The sequence below is a fragment of the Streptomyces sp. ADMS genome, from assembly GCF_033441795.1.
Lineage (GTDB): Bacteria > Actinomycetota > Actinomycetes > Streptomycetales > Streptomycetaceae > Streptomyces.
This window is the reverse complement of sequence record NZ_JAVFVX010000046.1, coordinates 19,223-37,304: the sequence shown is the minus strand read 5'-3', so window position 1 is coordinate 37,304 and position 18,082 is coordinate 19,223. Positions and strand designations below refer to the sequence as shown.

The following is an 18,082-nucleotide window of genomic DNA, read 5'->3' as shown; positions in this document are numbered from 1 at the left end:
GGGTGCCTCCAGAGCCTCCGGTTCCCCGTCGTGAGCGGAACCGGAGGCACCGCCCGTTATGGAGCCGTTGCCGGGGCGGCTGACATCCGCCGTGTCCGTCAAGGTAGCGTCGGGACTGCCATGGAAATCGCCTACATTCCCAGTCCGTCGCGCGGGGTGCTGCAACTTGGACCCATTCCGCTGCGCGGCTACGCGTTCTGCATCATCCTCGGTGTCTTCGCCGCGGTCTGGCTCGGCAACAAGCGCTGGCTCGCCCGCGGTGGCCGGCCCGGCACGGTGGCCGACATCGCGGTCTGGGCCGTGCCCTTCGGTCTGGTCGGTGGCCGCCTCTACCACGTGATCACGGACTACGAGCTGTACTTCAGCGAGGGCCGCGACTGGGTGGACGCCTTCAAGATCTGGGAGGGCGGCCTCGGAATCTGGGGTGCGATCGCCCTCGGCGCCCTGGGCGCGTGGATCGGCTGCCGCCGGCGCGGTATCCCGCTGCCAGCCTGGGCCGACGCCCTCGCCCCCGGTATCGCCCTCGCGCAGGCGTGCGGGCGGTGGGGCAACTGGTTCAACCAGGAGCTGTACGGGCGGGAGACCACCGTCCCCTGGGCCCTCCACATCACCTCCTCGACCGACGGCCGGGTCCCGGGCTACTACCACCCGACGTTCCTGTACGAGTCGCTGTGGTGCGTCGGTGTCGCGCTGCTGGTCATCTGGGCCGACCGCCGCTTCACGCTGGGGCACGGACGGGCGTTCGCGCTGTACGTCGCGACCTACTGCGTGGGCCGCTTCTGGATCGAGTACCTGCGCGTCGACGACGCCCACCACATCCTGGGCCTGCGGCTGAACAACTGGACCGCGCTGGTCGTGTTCATCCTCGCGGTGGTCTACTTCGTGCTCTCGGCGAAGAAGCGGCCGGGCCGGGAGGAAGTCGTGGAGCCGGGTGCGGATCTCCCCGACGGTTCGGCGTCGGACGCTGCCGAGGGTGACAAGGGCCTTGAGGGCGATGCGGAATCGGCGGAGGTGAAGGCCGAGGCCGGCGCAGAGGGCGAGAGCAGGGCCGACTCCGACGAGAAGTCGGAGGGCAGGGCCGAAGCGGAGCCGACCAAGAAGAGCTGAGCGTTGGCTGTACGACGACGAGGGCGCCCCGAAGACCGGGACGCCCTCGTCCGTTGTACGGGTCAGAGGCGGTCGCGGTCGGCCAGGGACAGGGTTCTGCGTGCCGACGCGACCACCGCCGCGTCGACGAAGCGGCCGTCCGGGAGAGCCAGGGCGCCCTCGTCGGTCGCCGCCGCCTTGACGATCTGTTCGGCCTCCTCGATCTCCTCCGGGGTGGGCAGATAGGCGCGTTCGATGACCGGTAGCTGGCGGGGGTGGATGGCCGACCGGCCCAGGAAGCCCAGGGCACGGCCGTGGGCACAGGACACGGCCAGGGTGTCGAGGTCCCGGGTGTCCGGGTGGACCGACTGGGGCGGTGGAGCAAGTCCGGCCGCCCGTGCGGCCACGACGACCCGGGAGCGGCACCAGTCGAGGCCCGCGTCTCCTCGTACCCCCAGATCGGCCCGGAGGTCGGCCTCGCCGAGTGCGATGCAGTGCAGGGCGGGGTGGGCGGTCGCGATGGCGAAGGCGTGTTCGATGCCGAGGGCGCTTTCGAGGAGGGCGTGGAGCGTGAGCCCGGCCCCGGTGGCCGTGCGGGCGGCGACTCGCACGACGTCCTGCGGTGCCGTCACCTTCGGGAGCCGTAGGCCCGAGACACCGGGGAGGCCCTGAAGGGCCTGGAGGTCGGGGGTGGCCAGGGGGCTGTCCAGGGCGTTGATCCGGACGTGGACCGGGACCGGCTGGGGGTCGGTGAGGCGTTCGGCGGTGGCTGTGCGGGCGTACTCCTTGCGGTCGGGGGCGACCGCGTCCTCCAGATCGACGACGATCACGTCGGCGCCGGACGCGAGGGCTTTGGACACCACCTCGGGGCGGTCGCCGGGGACGTACAGCCAGGTCAGGGGCACGGCCTTCATAGGGCTCCCTCGGTGCGCAGGGCGTCGATCTCGGGCGTGGTCAGGCCCAGTTCGGTGAGCACGGCCGCGGTGTCCGCGCCGTGCGGGCGGCCCGCCCAGCGGATCGCGCCGGGGGTGGCGGAGAGGCGGAAGAGGACGTTCTGCATCCGGATCGGTCCGAGGTCGGGGTCGTCGACCGTGGTGATGGTGTCGAGGGCCTGGTACTGCGGGTCGGTCATCACCTCCCGTACGTCCTGGATCGGGGCCACCGCCGCCTCCGCCTTCTCGAAGGCCGCCATGACCTCTGTGTGGGAGTGGCGGGCGATCCATGCGCCGACCGCCTCGTCGAGGACGTCCGGGTGCCGGGCGCGGTCGGCGCCCGTGGCGAACCAGGGCTCGTCGATCAGCTCCGGGCGGTCGACCAGGCGCATCACGCGTTCGGCGATCGACTGGGCCGAGGTCGACACGGCGACCCAGGTGCCGTCGGCCGTGCGGTAGGTGTTGCGGGGCGCGTTGTTCTGCGAGCGGTTGCCGGTGCGCGGCTGGACGTGGCCCAACTGGTCGTACCAGAGCGGCTGTGGACCGAGGACGGTGAGGATCGGTTCGATGATGGCCATGTCGACGACCTGCCCCTCACCGGTGCGGTCGCGGGCGGCGAGTGCCGTCATGACGGCGTACGCCGTCGCCAGACCCGCGATCGAGTCGGCGAGGCCGAAGGGCGGGAGCGTCGGGGGTGCGTCCGGTTCGCCGGTGATCGCGGCGAAGCCGCTCATCGCCTCGGCGAGGGTGCCGAAGCCGGGGCGATGAGCGTACGGGCCGAACTGGCCGAAGGCGGTGACCCGGGCCAGGACCAGACGCGGGTTGGCGGCGGACAGCTCGGGCCAGCCCAGGTCCCATTTCTCCAGGGTGCCCGGGCGGAAGTTCTCGATGACGACGTCGGCGGTGGCGGCGAGCCGGAGGAGCGTGGTCCGGCCGCCGGGCCGGGAGAGGTCGAGGGTCATCGCGCGCTTGTTGCGGCCCAGCAGTTTCCACCAGAGGCCGATGCCGTCCTTGGACGGGCCGTGGCCCCGGGAGGGGTCGGGCTTCGACGGGTGCTCGACCTTGATCACTTCGGCGCCGAAGTCGCCGAGCATGGTGGCGGCGAGCGGGCCGGCGAAGAGGGTGGCCAGGTCGAGGACGCGGAGACCGGTGAGGGGGGCCGCGGCGGAGGGTGCGCGGCGTTCGGGTGCGCTCATCTCCGGTGCGTTCATTTCCGGTGCGTTCATGACGTGTACCTGGCCTCGATCTCGGCGCGGTACGGCATTGACGCCGACGCGCCCGGCCGTTGTACGGAGAGTGCCCCCGCCGCCGCGGACCACGCCAGGGCGTCCGGCATCGGGCGGCCCTCGGCCAGGGCCACCGCGAGGGCGCCGACGAAGGTGTCCCCGGCGCCGGTCGAGTCCACGGCGGTGACGGACGGCGCGGGGACGGTGACCGGTTCGGCGGCGTCTCGGGACGCGTAGAGACTGCCGGCCGCGCCCAGCGTGACCACGACCTCCGGCACCTGGTCGAGGAGTGCGGTGGCGGCCCTGCGTGGATCGGTCAGGCCGGTCAGGGCCGCTGCCTCGTGCTCGTTCGGCACCAACAGGTCGATGACGGCGAGGAGCTCGGGTGACAGCGGTCCGGCGGGCGCCGGGGTGAGGATCGTACGGACGCCGTGTCGGCGCGCGGCCCGGGCGCCCTCGACCACCGCCGTGAGCGGGATCTCCAGCTGGAGCAGCAGCGCGTCGGCGGTGGCGATCAGACCCCCGTCACCGGGGGCGAGAGCGGTGACGGTGCCGTTGGCGGCGGGGACGACGACGATCGCGTTGCCGCCCTCGTCGTCCACGACGATGTGCGCGGTGCCGGAGGCGCCCTCCGCGGTGCGGAGACGGTCGGTGGCGACGCCCGAGTGCTCCAGTACGGAACGGAGCCGGGTGCCGTACGCGTCGTTGCCCACCGCTCCGATCATCGAGACGTCAGCGCCCGCGCGGGCCGCCGCCACCGCCTGGTTGGCGCCCTTGCCGCCGGGGATCGTACGGAACTCACGTCCCGTTACCGTCTCCCCGCGCTGCGGGGCCTTGCTGACGTATGCGACGAGGTCCATGTTCGTGCTGCCCAGCACGGCGATACGGGTCATGGGCGGGCTGCCTCCAAGTGGGTGAGGGAGCAGGTCAGTTGGGCGAGGGTGTCGAAGCCGGAGCCGTTGAAGTCCGCTACGGAGGTGGCGAGTCGGTTCTTCAGGGGGCTGGTCCAGCGGTCGGGGAGGGCATCGGGGGAGCCCGCGAGGAGGGCGGCGATGCTTCCGGTCGTCGCGCCGTTGGAGTCGGTGTCCAGGCCGCCGGACACGGCACGGCAGATGGAACCGGTGAAGTCGCCGTCGGCGTGAGTGAGGGCGGCGGCGATCAGGGCGGTGTTGGGGATGGCGTGGACCCAGTGGTAGGTGGCCGCGTGGGTGGCGTGGAGTTCGTCGACGACGGCTTCGAAGTCGTGGTGGACCTCGGCCAGTTGGATGCCGTGGCGGATGGCTGCGGCGAGGCGGGAGTGCGGGGGGACGACGGCCAGGCCGGTGCGCAGACAGGTGTGGATGTCGTGGATGCCGGTGGCGGCCTGGGCGATGGTGGCCGCCGTGAACATCGCCGCGTAGACGCCGTTGGCGGTGTGGGTGAGGGTGGCGTCGCGGTGCGCCTGTTCGGCGGCGGTGGCCGGGGCGCCGGGGTTGGTCCAGCCGTGGACGTCGGCGCGGATCAGGGCGCCGATCCATTCGCGGAACGGGTTGCGGTGGCGGGCGGTGAGCGGGGGTTCGAGGCCGCAGAGGAGGTTGCGGTAGGCGATGCGTTCGGCCGTGAAGGTGCGGCCTGGGGGAAGTTCGTCCAGCCAGAGTTTCGCCACGTCCGTGGTGGTGAAGTGGGGGCCGTGGCGTTGGAGAAGGAGGAGGTTGAGGAGGGGGTAGTTGAGGTCGTCGTCCTCGGGCATGCCATCGATGTTCTCGGCGAGGGAAGTTGCTGCTGACCGGCGGTTCCAGGGGTGCGCCGTCGCGAGTTGGCCGGGGACTCCTCTGGCTGTGAACCAGGTGTTCAGCGGCCAGTTGCCGGTGGCCTGTGCGAGATGGCGGATGGCGGTGAGGGGAAGTTTCTCCACCGGTTTGCCCAGGAGGCAGCCGGCGGCTCTGCCGAGCCAGGCGGCTTCGAGGCGGAGGGAAGCGGGGGCCGAGGCGGGGCGGATCGCTTCGCCCGGCCCGCCTCTTCCCGAAACCGGGGGCTCGGCCCCCGGACCCCCAGAGGGCCAGTCGAGGCACAGTGCACGGATTGAGGCCAGGTCCGTGGGCTCGTCGTCCGCCAACCTGCTTGGCAGGTCCGCCAGTTCATCGAGCAGGTCTTCGGCCAGTAGCCGCAGGTAACGGGAGACCGGGCCGGGTGACGCGCCCGCCCGCAGCGGCGCCTCGGGGCCGCCCGCCGCCCGCCACCGGGCGGCGATTCTGCCGGGCTCGCGGCCGTCCTGGGACGCCTGGCGCAGCTCATGGCCGATCAGGTCCTCCGGCTGGACCCAGGTCAGTCGGAGCATCCCGTACTCCTGAGCTGGGCGAACGCCCTCTCGTGGGAACGGCGTCGGTCCACGTCCCGTTCGAAGACCTCCCGGGTCACCTCGGTCAGCGTCCGGGCGGGCTCCCACAGGTCCAGACGGCTTGCCTCCGCGACCGTCTTCGACCAGTCGGACGGCACCTCTGCGCCCAGCGCGCCGGCGAGCGCCCCCGCCATCGTGGCGATCGAGTCGCAGTCCCTGCCGTAGTTCACCGAACCCAGCACCGTATGCCGGTAGTTGCCGCCCGCCACGGCCAACATGCCGAGCGCCACGGGGAGTTCCTCGATCGCGTGGAGACGGGACGGCCGACGGGCGCCCAGGGACGGGCTGCGGTAGTCCGGGCCGACCGTGTCGTACGGAGTCACCGCCTCCCGCAGTGGCCGCAGTGCCGACTCGAAGTCCGTGTAGCGGGCGGCCACTTCGCACACCTTCTCGATCGCCGCCCGGGTGCCGTCCTTCGCCAGGGACAGACAGGTTCCGATCACCGAGTCGGGGGTCGCGTCCGGGGTACACGCCGCCGCTACCCCCGCCGCGAAGACCGCCGCCGCCTCTCTGCCGTACGAGGACTGGTGGGCGCCCGCGAGTTCGAGGGCCTCGGTGTACGCGCCCGCCGGGTTGGCCGCGTTGACCAGGCCGACCGGGGCCATGTACATCGCGGCACCGCAGTTGACGATGTTGCCCGCGCCTGCCTCGCGGGGGTCGACGTGGCCGTAGTGGAGCCGGGCCACCAGCCATTTCTCCGCCAGGAAGATGCGCTGCAGGGGGAGGGCCTCGGCCTCCAGTTCAGGGATCCAGCGCGGGTTCGTCATCAGGTCCGGGACCAGGTGGTCGGCGATCGCGTACGCGTCCAGATGGTCCCGGACCCGGTCGTACACCCGTACCAGCGCATGGGTCATCAGGGTGTCGTCGGTGACGTGGCCGTCGCCCTTGTGGTACGGGGCGATCGGGCGGGCGGTGCGCCAGGCGTCCCCGTTCCAGGGGCCGACGATGCCGTGGACCCGGCCCGCGTGGCGTTCGAGGATCTGCTCGGGGGTGTAGCCCTCCACGGGCCCGCCGAGCGCGTCACCGACGGCCGCACCGACCAGGGCGCCGGTGATCCGCTCGTCCAGACCCACGGCCTGGCTTTCTTCTCTTTTGGGCGTCATGTCGCGAATCATCCTCCTGGAGTGGCCCGTTGCGTGGCTTCGAGCAGTTCGGCGAGTTCCACGAGGTCGGTGCCGGTAAGCCTGGGGAGGGCACAGCCGGAGAGGGTGCGACAGGCGTCCCGCCAGGCCGCCGGGATCGCGGCGCCGCCGCCCAGCGCGCCGGTGAGGGCGCCCGCGAGTGCGGGGGCCGAGTCCGCGACCCGGGACAGACAGGCCGCCGCCGGGACCGCCTCGGCGATCCGGCCCTGTGCTGCGGTGGCGAGCGCGAGGGCGACGGGGACCGTCTCGGCGGCGGCGATGCCGTAGCTGTAGACGTGGTCGACGATCTGGTGTTCCAGGAGCGGGACCAAAGCGAACGCGCCGTCCGCGTCCTGCGCGAGCTTCAGCGCGTGGCGGGTGTTGCGGCCGATCTCCGTACACTCGGGCAGTTCCGCCACGGCCGCCGTCACGCACGCCTCCACCTCCCCGCCGACCAGCGCCAGTGAGAGTGCCGCCGCCATCGCCCGGGCCCCGTGCACACCGTCGCCGTCCTGGGTGTAGCGGGCGTCGAACTCGGCCAGTTCGGCGGCGAGTCGGGGGTCGCCCGGGTGGGCCACCGCCAGCACGCACGCGCGTACGCAGGCCGCGTCGTCGAAGTAGTGCGGGTTGTCGTGGCCGGTGGCGGGCGGGCGCAGACCTGCGGCGAGGTTGCCGAGGCCGGCCCGTACGGAGATCCGGGCGCGCAGTGGCAGCACCGCCGACTCGACCTCGGGGGCGCGTTCCGCGGCGGCTGCCACCTCGCTGGCGACCGCGTTCCACGACAGGTCGATGGCGGCCCGTGCCCGGCGCTCCCGGCTCAGGTCGCCCAGCACACCGTCGGCCCCGGCCCGCAGTAGGGCCTCCGCCGCGAACGCCGCCCACTCGGCGTCGTCCGAGGGGCCGAGCCGGAGCGGTTCCGGGGGCTGGTTGAGGGCGATCGGCACGGGGAGGGTCGTCGTCGCGTTCTGCTCGGCGAAGGTGTCCAGCTCGCGGGTGAGGCGGCGGGTCCAGTCGGGCATCCGGGCGGCCCGGTGCCGGGCGGCGGGCCACCCGGCGGCGTCCCCGGCGGCGAGACCGAGCAGCAGTCCTTCGACGCGACGGTTGCTCATGAGGGCACCTCGGCTTCGGTTCCGGCGCTGGTCGGGGTTCCGGCGTGGGTTCCGGCTCGGGGACGGGTGCTGGTGGCGGTGCTCGTTCCGGTGTCGGGGCCGAGCAGCAGCCCTTCGGGACGGTGGCTGCTCATGGGCGGACCCCTTCGGTTCCGGGACCGGTTCGGGTGTCGGCCTGGGCTGTGGCGCGGGCTTCTGCCGGGGCTCCGGTTGCGGCTTCTGCGGTGAGACCGGGCAGCGGTCCTTCGAGACGTTGGCTGCTCATGGGTGAACCTCGGCTCTGGCGTGGGGTGGTGTGTTTCGTCCCGGCCGCCTCTACTCGTCCTGTCCTCGGGGGTGCTGCTCCCGAGCCCTCGCTCCTCGAACGCCGGAGAGGCTGAAAGCGGGCTCCGGCTCCGGCTCCGGTTCCGGTTCCGGCTTCAGCACCGGTTCCGGCACCGGTTCCGGCTTCGGCGCTAGCTCCGGTTCCGGTTCCGGCACCAGTTCCGGCACCGGTTCCGGTTCCAGCTTCGGTTCCGGCTTCGGCGCCAGTTCCGGCTCCGGCACCAGCACCGGCACCCGTTCCCGTTCCGGTTTCCGTGGTTCGGTCGAACGGCAGGTCCGCGACCCGGGGCGGGTTCACGGCCGTACCTCCGTTTCGGCCGCCGCGTCGTCGTCGGAGGCGAGGACGTACGCGGACTGGTCCGGTGCCGGGCGCCCTTCCGGCCGTACGGGATCAGCGCTATGTCCGGCATCCGGGGGCGCGCCCCACTTGCCGCCCTCGCCCGGCGTCAGCAGTTCCGCGACGTCGAGGATGTGGTGGCCCGCCATGGAGGGGAGGCAGGTGCCGCGGGCCGGGCCGATCGCCCGCGCCCACTCCGGCGGGATGGCCGAGGCGCCGCGTGTCGCGCCCGCCAGGGCGCCCGCCACCGCTGCCGTCGTGTCCGCGTCGCGGCCCATGTTGACGGCTGTCAGTACCGATTCCGCGAAGTCGCCGTCGGCCGCCGCGTACGCGCCGAAGGCGAGCGCGACCGCCTCGGGGGCCAGGTCGGTCCAGGGGTAGCCGCCGATCACCACCGCGGAGCGCACCGCGCGTTCGCCTCGGTGGGCCACCGCCACGGCGCGGCGAAGGGACCGCGCCGTCCAGCTGTCGTCCGGGACCACCGCCAGCGCCGACGCCACCACCGCGATGGTCGGCGCGCCCGCCATCGCCGCCGCCACGCCCGCCGCCACGGCCTGGCCGCCGTAGATGCCCTCGCCGTCGTGGCTCACCGAACCGTCGATCGCCACCAGGCGGGCCGCCTCGGCCGGGCGGCCCGCCGCGAAGACGCCGAAGGGCGCCGCACGCATGGCGAGGCCGTCGCTCCAGGCGTGCCGGTGCTGGGCCGAGATGGGGGCCGCGAGACCCCGGCGCAGGTTCTCCAGGGTGCCGCGTTCGCTGAAACCGGCGCCCCGGAAGGGGCCCTCGTCGAGGTCGGCGATCCACTGGTGCCAGGCCGCCTCCACATGGGCAGGGGTGAGGGCCGAACCGTGCCGGGCGAGGAGGAGGCCCGAGAAGATCGCGTACTCCGTGTCGTCCGTGCCGGAGGGGTTTTCGGCCACGTATCCGGTGATGCGGCCCCAGCGGGCGCGGATCTCCGAGGGCTTCATGTTCTCGGCGGGGGCGCCGAGCGCGTCCCCCACGGCCAGGCCGAGCAGTGCGCCGCGTGCTCTGTCGCGCAGGACGGCGGCGTCTTTGGGCGTCGGGACCGAGGGAATGCAGGCGATCGATGCCATACGCGGCCTCTCCTCCGGAGGTTCCGGGGGCTCCCTCCCGGGGAGCGGAACCCTTTGCGGAACTGTCCCACCGGAGCGGTTCACGCGAGCCTCGGGCGCCCCAGCATCACCCGGTCGACATTTGTGCGAGCACTCCTACGGATGAGCGATCGCGGTAAATGCGCAGGTGAGGGCAGCCTTTCCTTGCTGGCGGGAGGGGAATTCGCGGCGTATTTTAGGGTTGTCGAAAAGTGGAATCAGTCCAAGTTCGGTCCGGCAGGTTCCGGCTCGGAAGCTTCCGGAGCAACGCCCGAAGGAGTTGGGGGACGGTATGGCCATCATCGAGACCGAGGCGGCGCTGCACGAGGCGCACCGCGCCAACCACACCCACCGGGACGTCAGTGGTGGGTGGCTGCGGCCGGCCGTTTTCGGGGCGATGGACGGGCTCGTATCCAACCTCGCCCTGATGACCGGCGTGGCCGGCGGAGCCGTTTCGCATCAGACCGTCGTCATCACCGGGCTCGCCGGTCTTGCCGCTGGCGCCTTCTCGATGGCCGCCGGCGAGTACACCTCGGTCGCCTCCCAGCGCGAGCTCGTCGAGGCCGAACTCGCCGTGGAGCGACGGGAGTTGAGAAAGCACCCCAAGGATGAGGAGCGTGAGCTCGCCGCGCTCTACGAGTCCCGGGGCGTCGAGCCGAAGCTCGCCCGTGAAGTGGCCCGGCAGCTCTCGCACGATCCCGAGCAGGCGCTGGAGATACATGCCCGCGAGGAGCTGGGCATCGACCCTGGTGAGCTGCCCTCGCCGGGGGTCGCCGCGGTGTCGTCGTTCGGGGCGTTCGCGCTCGGCGCGCTGCTCCCGGTACTCCCGTATCTCCTGGGGGCGACCACGCTGTGGCCCGCCGTGCTGGTGGCTCTCGCCGGGCTCTTCGGATGCGGTGCGGTGGTGGCCAGGGTGACGGCTCGTACCTGGTGGTTCAGTGGCCTGCGGCAGCTCGCGCTGGGCGGAGCGGCGGCCGGTGTGACGTACGCCCTGGGCAACCTGTTCGGTGCGGCCGTAGGATAGGTGATCGTGCACTTATGCGTCGGGCCGCATAAGTAGCCGTTACTCGCTGGTTTCGAACGCTTAACCACGGGGCATGAGCCGTAAGCGCTGTGGGCAACGAAGCCTGCGGCGCACCCGCGAGGAGGGCGACGACGCTCTCCTCGTCATGGGGCGAGAGACATCGATCTGTCCGATTCGGCCCCCATTGCTTCCACCGCAGCGCGGTCATCATGCCGCGCACTGCGGTGTCCGCATGTTGGTACGCGGTATCCAGTTCCCGAGAACCGCCCCATCATGTAACCTGCACGAAATTTTGCACTCCAAGAGGGCCAACGTCGTCCCTCGGCTTAATGCATATGCCACACGACGACGACGGGAGAGCCGATGCGTACGCCGCGCCAGCCGTCCCAGCATTCCGAGAATGGCCAGAAGTGGTCCTTCATGGATGCTCGCCCTGCTGCGCAGGGTATGTACGACCCCCGCAACGAGCATGACGCCTGTGGCGTCGGCTTCGTGGCCACCCTCACCGGCGAGGCGAGCCATGCGCTGGTCGAGCAGGCGCTCACGGTTCTTCGCAACCTGGAGCACCGCGGTGCCACCGGCTCCGAGCCCGACTCCGGCGACGGCGCCGGCATCCTCTCGCAGGTCCCGCACGCGTTCTTCCGTGAGGTGGCCGAGTTCGAGCTGCCCGAGGCCGGCTCCTACGCGGTCGGCATCGCCTTCCTCCCGGAGGACAGCGCGGACGACGCCGTTTCGCCCATCGAGACGATCGCCGCCGAAGAGGGCCTGACCGTCCTCGGCTGGCGCGAAGTGCCGACCGCCCCCGGACTCCTCGGCGCCACCGCCCGTTCGACGATGCCGGCCTTCCGGCAGATCTTCGTCGCGGACAGCGCTTCCGTGCCTGCCACGGGCATCGACCTCGACCGCAAGGCCTTCGCGCTGCGCAAGCGCGCCGAGCGCGAGGTCGGCGTCTACTTCCCCTCGCTCTCCGCGCGGACCATCGTCTACAAGGGCATGCTGACCACCGGCCAGCTGGAGCCCTTCTTCCCGGACCTGTCCGACCGCCGCTTCGCGTCGGCCGTCGCGCTCGTCCACTCGCGGTTCTCCACGAACACCTTCCCGTCGTGGCCGCTCGCCCACCCGTACCGCTTCGTCGCGCACAACGGCGAGATCAACACGGTCAAGGGCAACCGGAACTGGATGCGGGCGCGTGAGTCGCAGCTCGTCTCGGACCTCTTCGGGGACAAGGGCCTGGACCGGGTCTTCCCGATCTGCACGCCCGACGCCTCCGACTCGGCGTCCTTCGACGAGGTGCTCGAACTGCTCCACCTCGGTGGCCGTTCGCTGCCGCACTCCGTGCTGATGATGATCCCGGAGGCGTGGGAGAACCACACCACCATGGACCCGGCCCGGCGCGCCTTCTACCAGTTCCACGCCACGATGATGGAGCCCTGGGACGGCCCGGCCTGTGTCACCTTCACCGACGGCGTCCAGGTCGGCGCGGTTCTCGACCGCAACGGTCTGCGCCCCGGCCGCTACTGGGTCACCGACGACGGCCTCGTCGTCCTCGGCTCCGAGGTCGGCGTCCTCGACATCGACCCCGCGAGGGTCGTCCGCAAGGGCCGCCTCCAGCCCGGCAAGATGTTCCTCGTCGACACCGCCGAGCACCGCATCATCGAGGACGACGAGATCAAGGCCGGCCTCACCGCAGAGCAGCCCTACGCGGAGTGGCTGGAGGCCGGCGAGATCGAGCTCTCCGACCTGCCCGAGCGCGAGCACATCGTGCACACCCACGCCTCGGTCACCCGCCGCCAGCAGACCTTCGGCTACACCGAGGAAGAGCTGCGCGTCATCATCGCGCCGATGGCCAAGACCGCCGGTGAGCCCCTCGGTTCCATGGGCACCGACTCGCCGATCGCCGCGCTGAGCGAGCGTCCGCGACTGCTCTTCGACTACTTCACCCAGCTGTTCGCGCAGGTCACCAACCCGCCGCTGGACGCCATCCGCGAGGAACTGGTCACCAGCCTGCGCTCCTCCCTCGGCCCCGCCAGCAACCTGCTGGAGCCGACCGCCGCCTCCTGTCGCAGCGTCACCCTGCCCTTCCCGGTGATCGACAACGACGAGCTGGCCAAGCTCATCCACATCAACGCCGACGGCGACATGCCCGGCATGAAGGCCGCGACCCTCTCCGGCCTCTACCGGGTCAGCGGCGGCGGCGACTCCCTCGCCGCCCGCATCGAGGAGATCTGCGCCGAGGCCGACGCGGCCATCGACAACGGCGCCCGTCTCATCGTCCTGTCGGACCGCCACTCGGACGCCGAGCACGCCCCGATCCCCTCGCTGCTGCTCACCTCCGCCGTCCACCACCACCTCATCCGTACCAAGCAGCGCACCCAGGTGGGCCTGCTGGTCGAGGCCGGTGACGTCCGCGAGGTCCACCACGTCGCCCTGCTCATAGGCTTCGGCGCCGCCGCGGTGAACCCGTACCTGGCGATGGAGTCCGTCGAGGACCTGGTCCGCGCCGGTACATTCCTGCACGCCATCGACGACGCGCCCGAGCAGGCCATCCGCAACCTGATCTACGCGCTCGGCAAGGGCGTCCTGAAGGTCATGTCCAAGATGGGCATCTCGACCGTCGCCTCCTACCGGGGCGCCCAGGTCTTCGAGGCCGTCGGTCTCGACACGGCCTTCGTCGAGAAGTACTTCAACGGCACGGCCACCAAGATCGGCGGCGTCGGTATCGACGTCATCGCCAAGGAGGTCGCCGCCCGGCACGCCAAGGCGTACCCCGCCTCCGGCATCGCCCCGGCGCACCGCGCCCTCGACATAGGCGGCGAGTACCAGTGGCGCCGCGAGGGCGAGCCGCACCTGTTCGACCCGGAGACGGTGTTCCGCCTCCAGCACTCCACGCGCACCCGCCGCTACGACATCTTCAAGCAGTACACGGACCGGGTGAACGAGCAGTCCGAGCGGCTCATGACGCTCCGCGGACTCTTCGGCTTCAAGAGTGGCCGTCCCTCGATCTCCATCGACGAGGTCGAGCCGGTCAGTGAGATCGTCAAGCGGTTCTCCACGGGTGCCATGTCGTACGGCTCCATCTCCCTGGAGGCGCACGAGACCCTCGCCATCGCCATGAACCAGCTGGGCGCCAAGTCCAACACCGGTGAGGGCGGCGAGGACCCGGAGCGTCTGTACGACCCCGCGCGCCGCTCGTCGATCAAGCAGGTCGCGTCCGGCCGCTTCGGGGTGACCTCCGAGTACCTCGTCAACGCGGACGACATCCAGATCAAGATGGCCCAGGGCGCCAAGCCCGGCGAGGGCGGCCAGCTGCCCGGCCACAAGGTGTACCCCTGGGTGGCCAAGACCCGGCACAGCACCCCCGGTGTCGGTCTCATCTCGCCGCCGCCGCACCACGACATCTACTCCATCGAGGACCTGGCCCAGCTGATCCACGACCTGAAGAACGCGAACCCGCAGGCGCGGATTCACGTGAAGCTGGTCTCGGAGGTCGGCGTCGGCACCGTCGCCGCCGGTGTGTCCAAGGCGCACGCGGACGTCGTCCTCATCTCCGGCCACGACGGCGGTACGGGCGCCTCGCCGCTCACCTCGCTGAAGCACGCGGGCGGTCCCTGGGAGCTCGGCCTCGCCGAGACCCAGCAGACCCTGCTGCTCAACGGCCTGCGCGACCGTATCGTCGTCCAGACCGACGGCCAGCTGAAGACCGGCCGTGACGTCGTCATCGCCGCGCTGCTGGGCGCAGAGGAGTTCGGTTTCGCGACCGCGCCGCTCGTCGTCTCCGGCTGCGTCATGATGCGCGTCTGCCACCTCGACACCTGCCCGGTCGGCATCGCCACCCAGAACCCGGTGCTGCGCGACCGGTTCGCCGGCAAGGCCGAGTACGTCGTGAACTTCTTCCAGTTCATCGCCGAAGAGGTCCGCGAGATCCTCGCCGAGCTGGGCTTCCGCACCATCGAGGAGGCCGTCGGCCACGCCGAGACCCTCGACGTGGAGCGGGCGGTCACCCACTGGAAGGCACAGGGCCTGGACCTGTCCCCGCTCTTCTACGTGCCCGAACTGCCCGAGGGCGCCCCGCTGCACCAGGTCATCGGGCAGGACCACGGCCTGGAGAAGGCGCTCGACAACGAGCTGATCAGGCTCGCCGCCGACGCCCTCGCCGCGAACAGCGCGACCGACGCCCAGCCGGTCCGAGCCCAGGTCGCCATCCGCAACATCAACCGCACGGTCGGCACGATGCTCGGCCACGAGGTGACGAAGAAGTTCGGCGGGGCCGGTCTGCCCGACGACACCATCGACATCACCTTCACCGGCAGCGCCGGCCAGTCCTTCGGCGCCTTCCTGCCGCGTGGTGTCACGCTGCGCCTCGAAGGCGACGCCAACGACTACGTCGGCAAGGGCCTCTCCGGCGGCCGGGTGATCGTGCGACCCGACCGGGGCGCCGACCACCTCGCCGAGTTCTCGACGATCGCGGGCAACACCATCGCGTACGGCGCGACCGGCGGTGAGCTGTTCCTGCGCGGTCGTACGGGCGAGCGTTTCTGCGTCCGCAACTCCGGTGCCACGGTGGTCTCCGAGGGTGTGGGCGACCACGGCTGCGAGTACATGACCGGCGGTCACGCGGTGGTCCTCGGTGAGACGGGCCGCAACTTCGCGGCCGGTATGTCCGGGGGCATCGCGTACGTCATCGACCTGAACCGCGACAACGTCAACGTCGGCAACGCGGACGCGGTCGAGGCCCTCGACGACTCCGACAAGCGGTGGCTGCACGATGTCGTGCGCCGGCACCAGGAGGAGAGCGGCTCGACGGTCGCCGAGAAGCTCCTCGCCGAGTGGGACGTCGCGGTGGAGCGCTTCAGCAAGATCATCCCCAGCACGTACAAGGCAGTGCTCGCCGCCAAGGCCGCCGCCGAGCAGGCCGGTCTCTCCGAGACCGAGATCACCGAGAAGATGATGGAGGCGGCGATCAATGGCTGACCCGAAGGGCTTCCTGAACCACGGGCGCGAGGTCGCCAGGTCCCGCCCCGTCGACGTACGCCTGAAGGACTGGAACGAGGTCTACGTTCCCGGTTCCCTGCTGCCGATCATCAGCAAGCAGGCCAGCCGCTGCATGGACTGCGGTATCCCGTTCTGTCACAACGGCTGCCCGCTGGGGAACCTGATCCCCGAGTGGAACGACTACGCCTACCGCGAGGACTGGACGTCCGCGTCCGAGCGGCTGCACGCCACCAACAACTTCCCGGAGTTCACCGGCCGCCTGTGCCCGGCTCCGTGCGAGTCGGCGTGCGTGCTGGGCATCAACCAGCCCGCGGTCACCATCAAGAACGTCGAGGTCTCGATCATCGACAAGGCCTGGGAGACGGGCGACGTCGCCGCCCAGGCCCCGGAGCGCCTCTCCGGCAAGACGGTCGCGGTCATCGGGTCCGGCCCCGCCGGTCTCGCCGCCGCCCAGCAGCTGACGCGGGCCGGTCACACGGTCGCGGTGTACGAGCGCGCGGACCGCATCGGCGGCCTCCTGCGCTACGGCATCCCCGAGTTCAAGATGGAGAAGCGGCACATCAACCGCCGTATCGAGCAGATGCGCGCGGAGGGCACCCGCTTCCGTACGGGCATCGAGATCGGCCGCGACCTCAAGGCGACGGACCTGCGCAAGCGGTACGACGCCGTCGTGATCGCCGCCGGTGCGACGACCGCCCGTGATCTCCCCGTCCCCGGGCGGGAACTCAGGGGCGTCTACCAGGCGATGGAGTACCTGCCCCTGGCGAACAAGGTGCAGGAGGGCGACTTCGTGGCCCCGCCCGTCACCGCCGAGGGCAAGCACGTCGTGGTCATCGGCGGCGGCGACACGGGCGCGGACTGCGTGGGCACCGCCCACCGCCAGGGCGCGGCCTCCGTCACCCAGCTGGAGATCATGCCGCGTCCGGGCGAAGAGCGGAACCCGGGGCAGCCCTGGCCGACCTTCCCCATGCTCTACAAGGTCACCTCGGCCCACGAGGAGGGCGGCGAGCGCGTCTACTCCGTCTCGACGACCCACTTCGAGGGCGACGAGCACGGCAACGTGCAGTGGCTGCACCTCACCGAGGTCGAGTTCGCCGACGGCAAGCTGAACCAGAAGCCGGGCACGGAGCGCAAGATCCCCGCCCAGCTGGTCACCCTCGCCATGGGCTTCACGGGCACCGACCGCGACAACGGCCTGGTCGACCAGTTCGGCCTGGACCTCGACGAGCGCGGCAACATCGCCCGCGACGCCGACTTCCGGACCAACGTCCCCGGCGTGTACGTCGCCGGTGACGCCGGCCGCGGCCAGTCGCTCATCGTGTGGGCCATCGCCGAGGGCCGTTCGGCGGCCCGCGGAGTCGACCGCTTCCTCACGGGCGTGAGCGAACTCCCGGCCCCGATCCGTCCGACGGACCGTTCCCTGATGGTCTGACGGGCCCACCCAAAGACGTCCCGTACAACGGCGTACGGAACGAACAAACCACGGCGCTCGCCACAGTCCCCGACCGGACATGGCGGGCGCCGCGGCGCGTTCGGGGCCGGTCGGCCGATTCCGGCTAGGGCACCCTGTACGTGTCCCCGTACACCTTCCACTCCAGCGGTGTACGGAGTTCAAGGTTCCCCTCGTCGAGGAAGCGCCGTTGGGCCGTGTCGACGCGGCTGGTGTTCACGCCCGGCCTCCTGTCCAGCATCGCCTTGCGCCGGGCGTCGAGGAACGCGCCCAGGTACGCCTTCTCGTCGCCGCCCTCCGCCGGGCTGTCGGCCTTCTCCAGGGCGGCGGCGCGGATGCCGCCCGCGCTGAACCAGTTGTTGCCCGGGCCGTGGTAGACCATCGCGTCGTAGTAGACGAACTGGCCCAGCATGCCCAGCCCGTCGCGGACGGCGAGCCGCAGCGCCGGTTCGAAGTAGCCGGTGTCCCGCTTCTCGTTCTGTGCGTCACGGAACGCGGCGACCTCCGACTCCTGCTTCCAGGCCGCCGGGAACCCCGGATCCAGACCCTCGTGCGAGTCCGTGCCGTCGACCTCGCGCAGCGCGGGAAGGTAGGGCGCCAGGACGTTGTCCGGATACTCCTTCGTGTAGTCCTCGACGAGGGAGAGCAGGTCGTGGGTCCCCGTGCAGAAGCCGATGATGCCGGCCGTGTAGCCCTGCCCGTCGCCGATGTCCTCGACATAGCCGTACGCGCTGCGCCAGTCGAGTGTGCTGTTCTCGGCGCTCGCCACGATCTGCTGGGCCAGCTCCTTCATCGCAGGGTCGGCCAGCGTGGCCTCCGCGCCCAGTGAACCGGCCCCCACCCGCCTGGCGTCGGGGCCGCGGGAGTCGTCCGACGCGACGGACAGACACGCGGTCGTTGCCAGCAGCGGCACCACGGCGAGGAGGAGAACGCCGGTTCGTTTCATGGGGCACAAGAGTACGTGGGGCGGTTGCTGCTCCGGGTGACGTACC

At 71.2% G+C, this 18,082-nt stretch carries 13 protein-coding genes; 4 read left to right on the top strand and 9 right to left on the bottom strand.

Annotated elements, in window-relative coordinates; all coding sequences use genetic code 11:
* The first annotated feature begins 120 nt into the window (after nucleotides 1–120).
* Complete coding sequence (gene lgt, locus RB628_RS20920; RefSeq protein WP_318322022.1) at nucleotides 121–1,107, top strand: prolipoprotein diacylglyceryl transferase; 987 nt, start codon at nucleotides 121–123, stop codon at nucleotides 1,105–1,107.
* Between the two features lie 62 nt (nucleotides 1,108–1,169).
* Here the strand turns inward: lgt and RB628_RS20915 are convergent, their stop codons facing one another.
* The 8 genes from RB628_RS20915 to RB628_RS20880 form a co-directional block, all read right to left on the bottom strand.
* On the bottom strand, nucleotides 1,170–2,000 hold the full coding sequence (locus RB628_RS20915) for a CoA ester lyase (protein ID WP_318322021.1): 831 nt from the start codon (nucleotides 1,998–2,000) through the stop codon (nucleotides 1,170–1,172).
* Complete coding sequence (locus RB628_RS20910) at nucleotides 1,997–3,214, bottom strand: CoA transferase (protein ID WP_318322050.1); 1,218 nt, start codon at nucleotides 3,212–3,214, stop codon at nucleotides 1,997–1,999. Before RB628_RS20910 ends, RB628_RS20915 begins: the two co-directional genes overlap by 4 nt.
* 26 nt (nucleotides 3,215–3,240) lie before the next feature.
* The gene (rbsK, locus tag RB628_RS20905) at nucleotides 3,241–4,137 is read right to left on the bottom strand and encodes a ribokinase (protein ID WP_318322020.1); all 897 of its coding nucleotides are present in this window, start codon (nucleotides 4,135–4,137) and stop codon (nucleotides 3,241–3,243) included.
* Nucleotides 4,134–5,561, bottom strand: a complete 1,428-nt coding sequence (locus RB628_RS20900) for an ADP-ribosylglycohydrolase family protein (protein WP_318322019.1) — start codon at nucleotides 5,559–5,561, stop codon at nucleotides 4,134–4,136. Before RB628_RS20900 ends, rbsK begins: the two co-directional genes overlap by 4 nt.
* Entirely contained in the window at nucleotides 5,549–6,724 is a 1,176-nt protein-coding gene (locus RB628_RS20895; RefSeq protein ID WP_318322018.1) for an ADP-ribosylglycohydrolase family protein, read from the bottom strand. The genes RB628_RS20900 and RB628_RS20895 overlap by 13 nt, the downstream gene beginning before the upstream one ends.
* An 8-nt stretch (nucleotides 6,725–6,732) precedes the next feature.
* On the bottom strand, nucleotides 6,733–7,851 hold the full coding sequence (locus RB628_RS20890; RefSeq protein WP_318322017.1) for an ADP-ribosylglycohydrolase family protein: 1,119 nt from the start codon (nucleotides 7,849–7,851) through the stop codon (nucleotides 6,733–6,735).
* Complete coding sequence (locus RB628_RS20885) at nucleotides 7,848–7,985, bottom strand: hypothetical protein (protein ID WP_318322016.1); 138 nt, start codon at nucleotides 7,983–7,985, stop codon at nucleotides 7,848–7,850. Before RB628_RS20885 ends, RB628_RS20890 begins: the two co-directional genes overlap by 4 nt.
* 484 nt (nucleotides 7,986–8,469) lie before the next feature.
* Nucleotides 8,470–9,606, bottom strand: coding sequence for an ADP-ribosylglycohydrolase family protein (locus RB628_RS20880; protein ID WP_318322015.1), 1,137 nt, complete (start codon nucleotides 9,604–9,606; stop codon nucleotides 8,470–8,472).
* A gap of 310 nt (nucleotides 9,607–9,916) precedes the next feature.
* Here RB628_RS20880 and RB628_RS20875 point away from each other — a divergent pair, with 310 nt between their 5' ends.
* The 3 genes from RB628_RS20875 to RB628_RS20865 all read left to right on the top strand — a co-directional run bounded on the left by RB628_RS20875 (nucleotide 9,917) and on the right by RB628_RS20865 (nucleotide 17,072).
* Nucleotides 9,917–10,648 (top strand): VIT1/CCC1 transporter family protein, encoded by a 732-nt coding sequence (locus tag RB628_RS20875; RefSeq protein WP_318322014.1) that lies wholly within the window; start codon nucleotides 9,917–9,919, stop codon nucleotides 10,646–10,648.
* A 363-nt stretch (nucleotides 10,649–11,011) separates the two neighbouring features.
* A complete protein-coding gene (gltB, locus tag RB628_RS20870) occupies nucleotides 11,012–15,619 on the top strand; it encodes a glutamate synthase large subunit (RefSeq protein ID WP_318322013.1) in 4,608 nt (1,535 codons plus the stop codon).
* The gene (locus RB628_RS20865; protein WP_318322012.1) at nucleotides 15,612–17,072 is read left to right on the top strand and encodes a glutamate synthase subunit beta; all 1,461 of its coding nucleotides are present in this window, start codon (nucleotides 15,612–15,614) and stop codon (nucleotides 17,070–17,072) included. Before gltB ends, RB628_RS20865 begins: the two co-directional genes overlap by 8 nt.
* A gap of 124 nt (nucleotides 17,073–17,196) precedes the next feature.
* Here RB628_RS20865 and RB628_RS20860 read toward each other — a convergent pair whose 3' ends face one another.
* Entirely contained in the window at nucleotides 17,197–18,036 is an 840-nt protein-coding gene (locus RB628_RS20860) for a chitosanase (RefSeq protein WP_318322011.1), read from the bottom strand.
* Between the last annotated feature and the right edge of the window lie 46 nt (nucleotides 18,037–18,082).

Bases quoted from the DNA above. Each gene is read 5' to 3' on its own strand.
- RB628_RS20885 (WP_318322016.1), bottom strand. From the start codon at position 7,985: ATGAGCAGCCACCGTCCCGAAGGGCTGCTGCTCGGCCCCGACACCGGA.
- rbsK (WP_318322020.1), bottom strand. From the start codon at position 4,137: ATGACCCGTATCGCCGTGCTGGGCAGCACGAACATGGACCTCGTCGCA.
- RB628_RS20900 (WP_318322019.1), bottom strand. From the start codon at position 5,561: ATGCTCCGACTGACCTGGGTCCAGCCGGAGGACCTGATCGGCCATGAG.
- RB628_RS20875 (WP_318322014.1), top strand. From the start codon at position 9,917: ATGGCCATCATCGAGACCGAGGCGGCGCTGCACGAGGCGCACCGCGCC.
- RB628_RS20910 (WP_318322050.1), bottom strand. From the start codon at position 3,214: ATGAGCGCACCCGAACGCCGCGCACCCTCCGCCGCGGCCCCCCTCACC.
- RB628_RS20915 (WP_318322021.1), bottom strand. From the start codon at position 2,000: ATGAAGGCCGTGCCCCTGACCTGGCTGTACGTCCCCGGCGACCGCCCC.
- lgt (WP_318322022.1), top strand. From the start codon at position 121: ATGGAAATCGCCTACATTCCCAGTCCGTCGCGCGGGGTGCTGCAACTT.
- RB628_RS20860 (WP_318322011.1), bottom strand. From the start codon at position 18,036: ATGAAACGAACCGGCGTTCTCCTCCTCGCCGTGGTGCCGCTGCTGGCA.
- RB628_RS20880 (WP_318322015.1), bottom strand. From the start codon at position 9,606: ATGGCATCGATCGCCTGCATTCCCTCGGTCCCGACGCCCAAAGACGCC.
- RB628_RS20865 (WP_318322012.1), top strand. From the start codon at position 15,612: ATGGCTGACCCGAAGGGCTTCCTGAACCACGGGCGCGAGGTCGCCAGG.
- RB628_RS20890 (WP_318322017.1), bottom strand. From the start codon at position 7,851: ATGAGCAACCGTCGCGTCGAAGGACTGCTGCTCGGTCTCGCCGCCGGG.
- gltB (WP_318322013.1), top strand. From the start codon at position 11,012: ATGCGTACGCCGCGCCAGCCGTCCCAGCATTCCGAGAATGGCCAGAAG.
- RB628_RS20895 (WP_318322018.1), bottom strand. From the start codon at position 6,724: ATGACGCCCAAAAGAGAAGAAAGCCAGGCCGTGGGTCTGGACGAGCGG.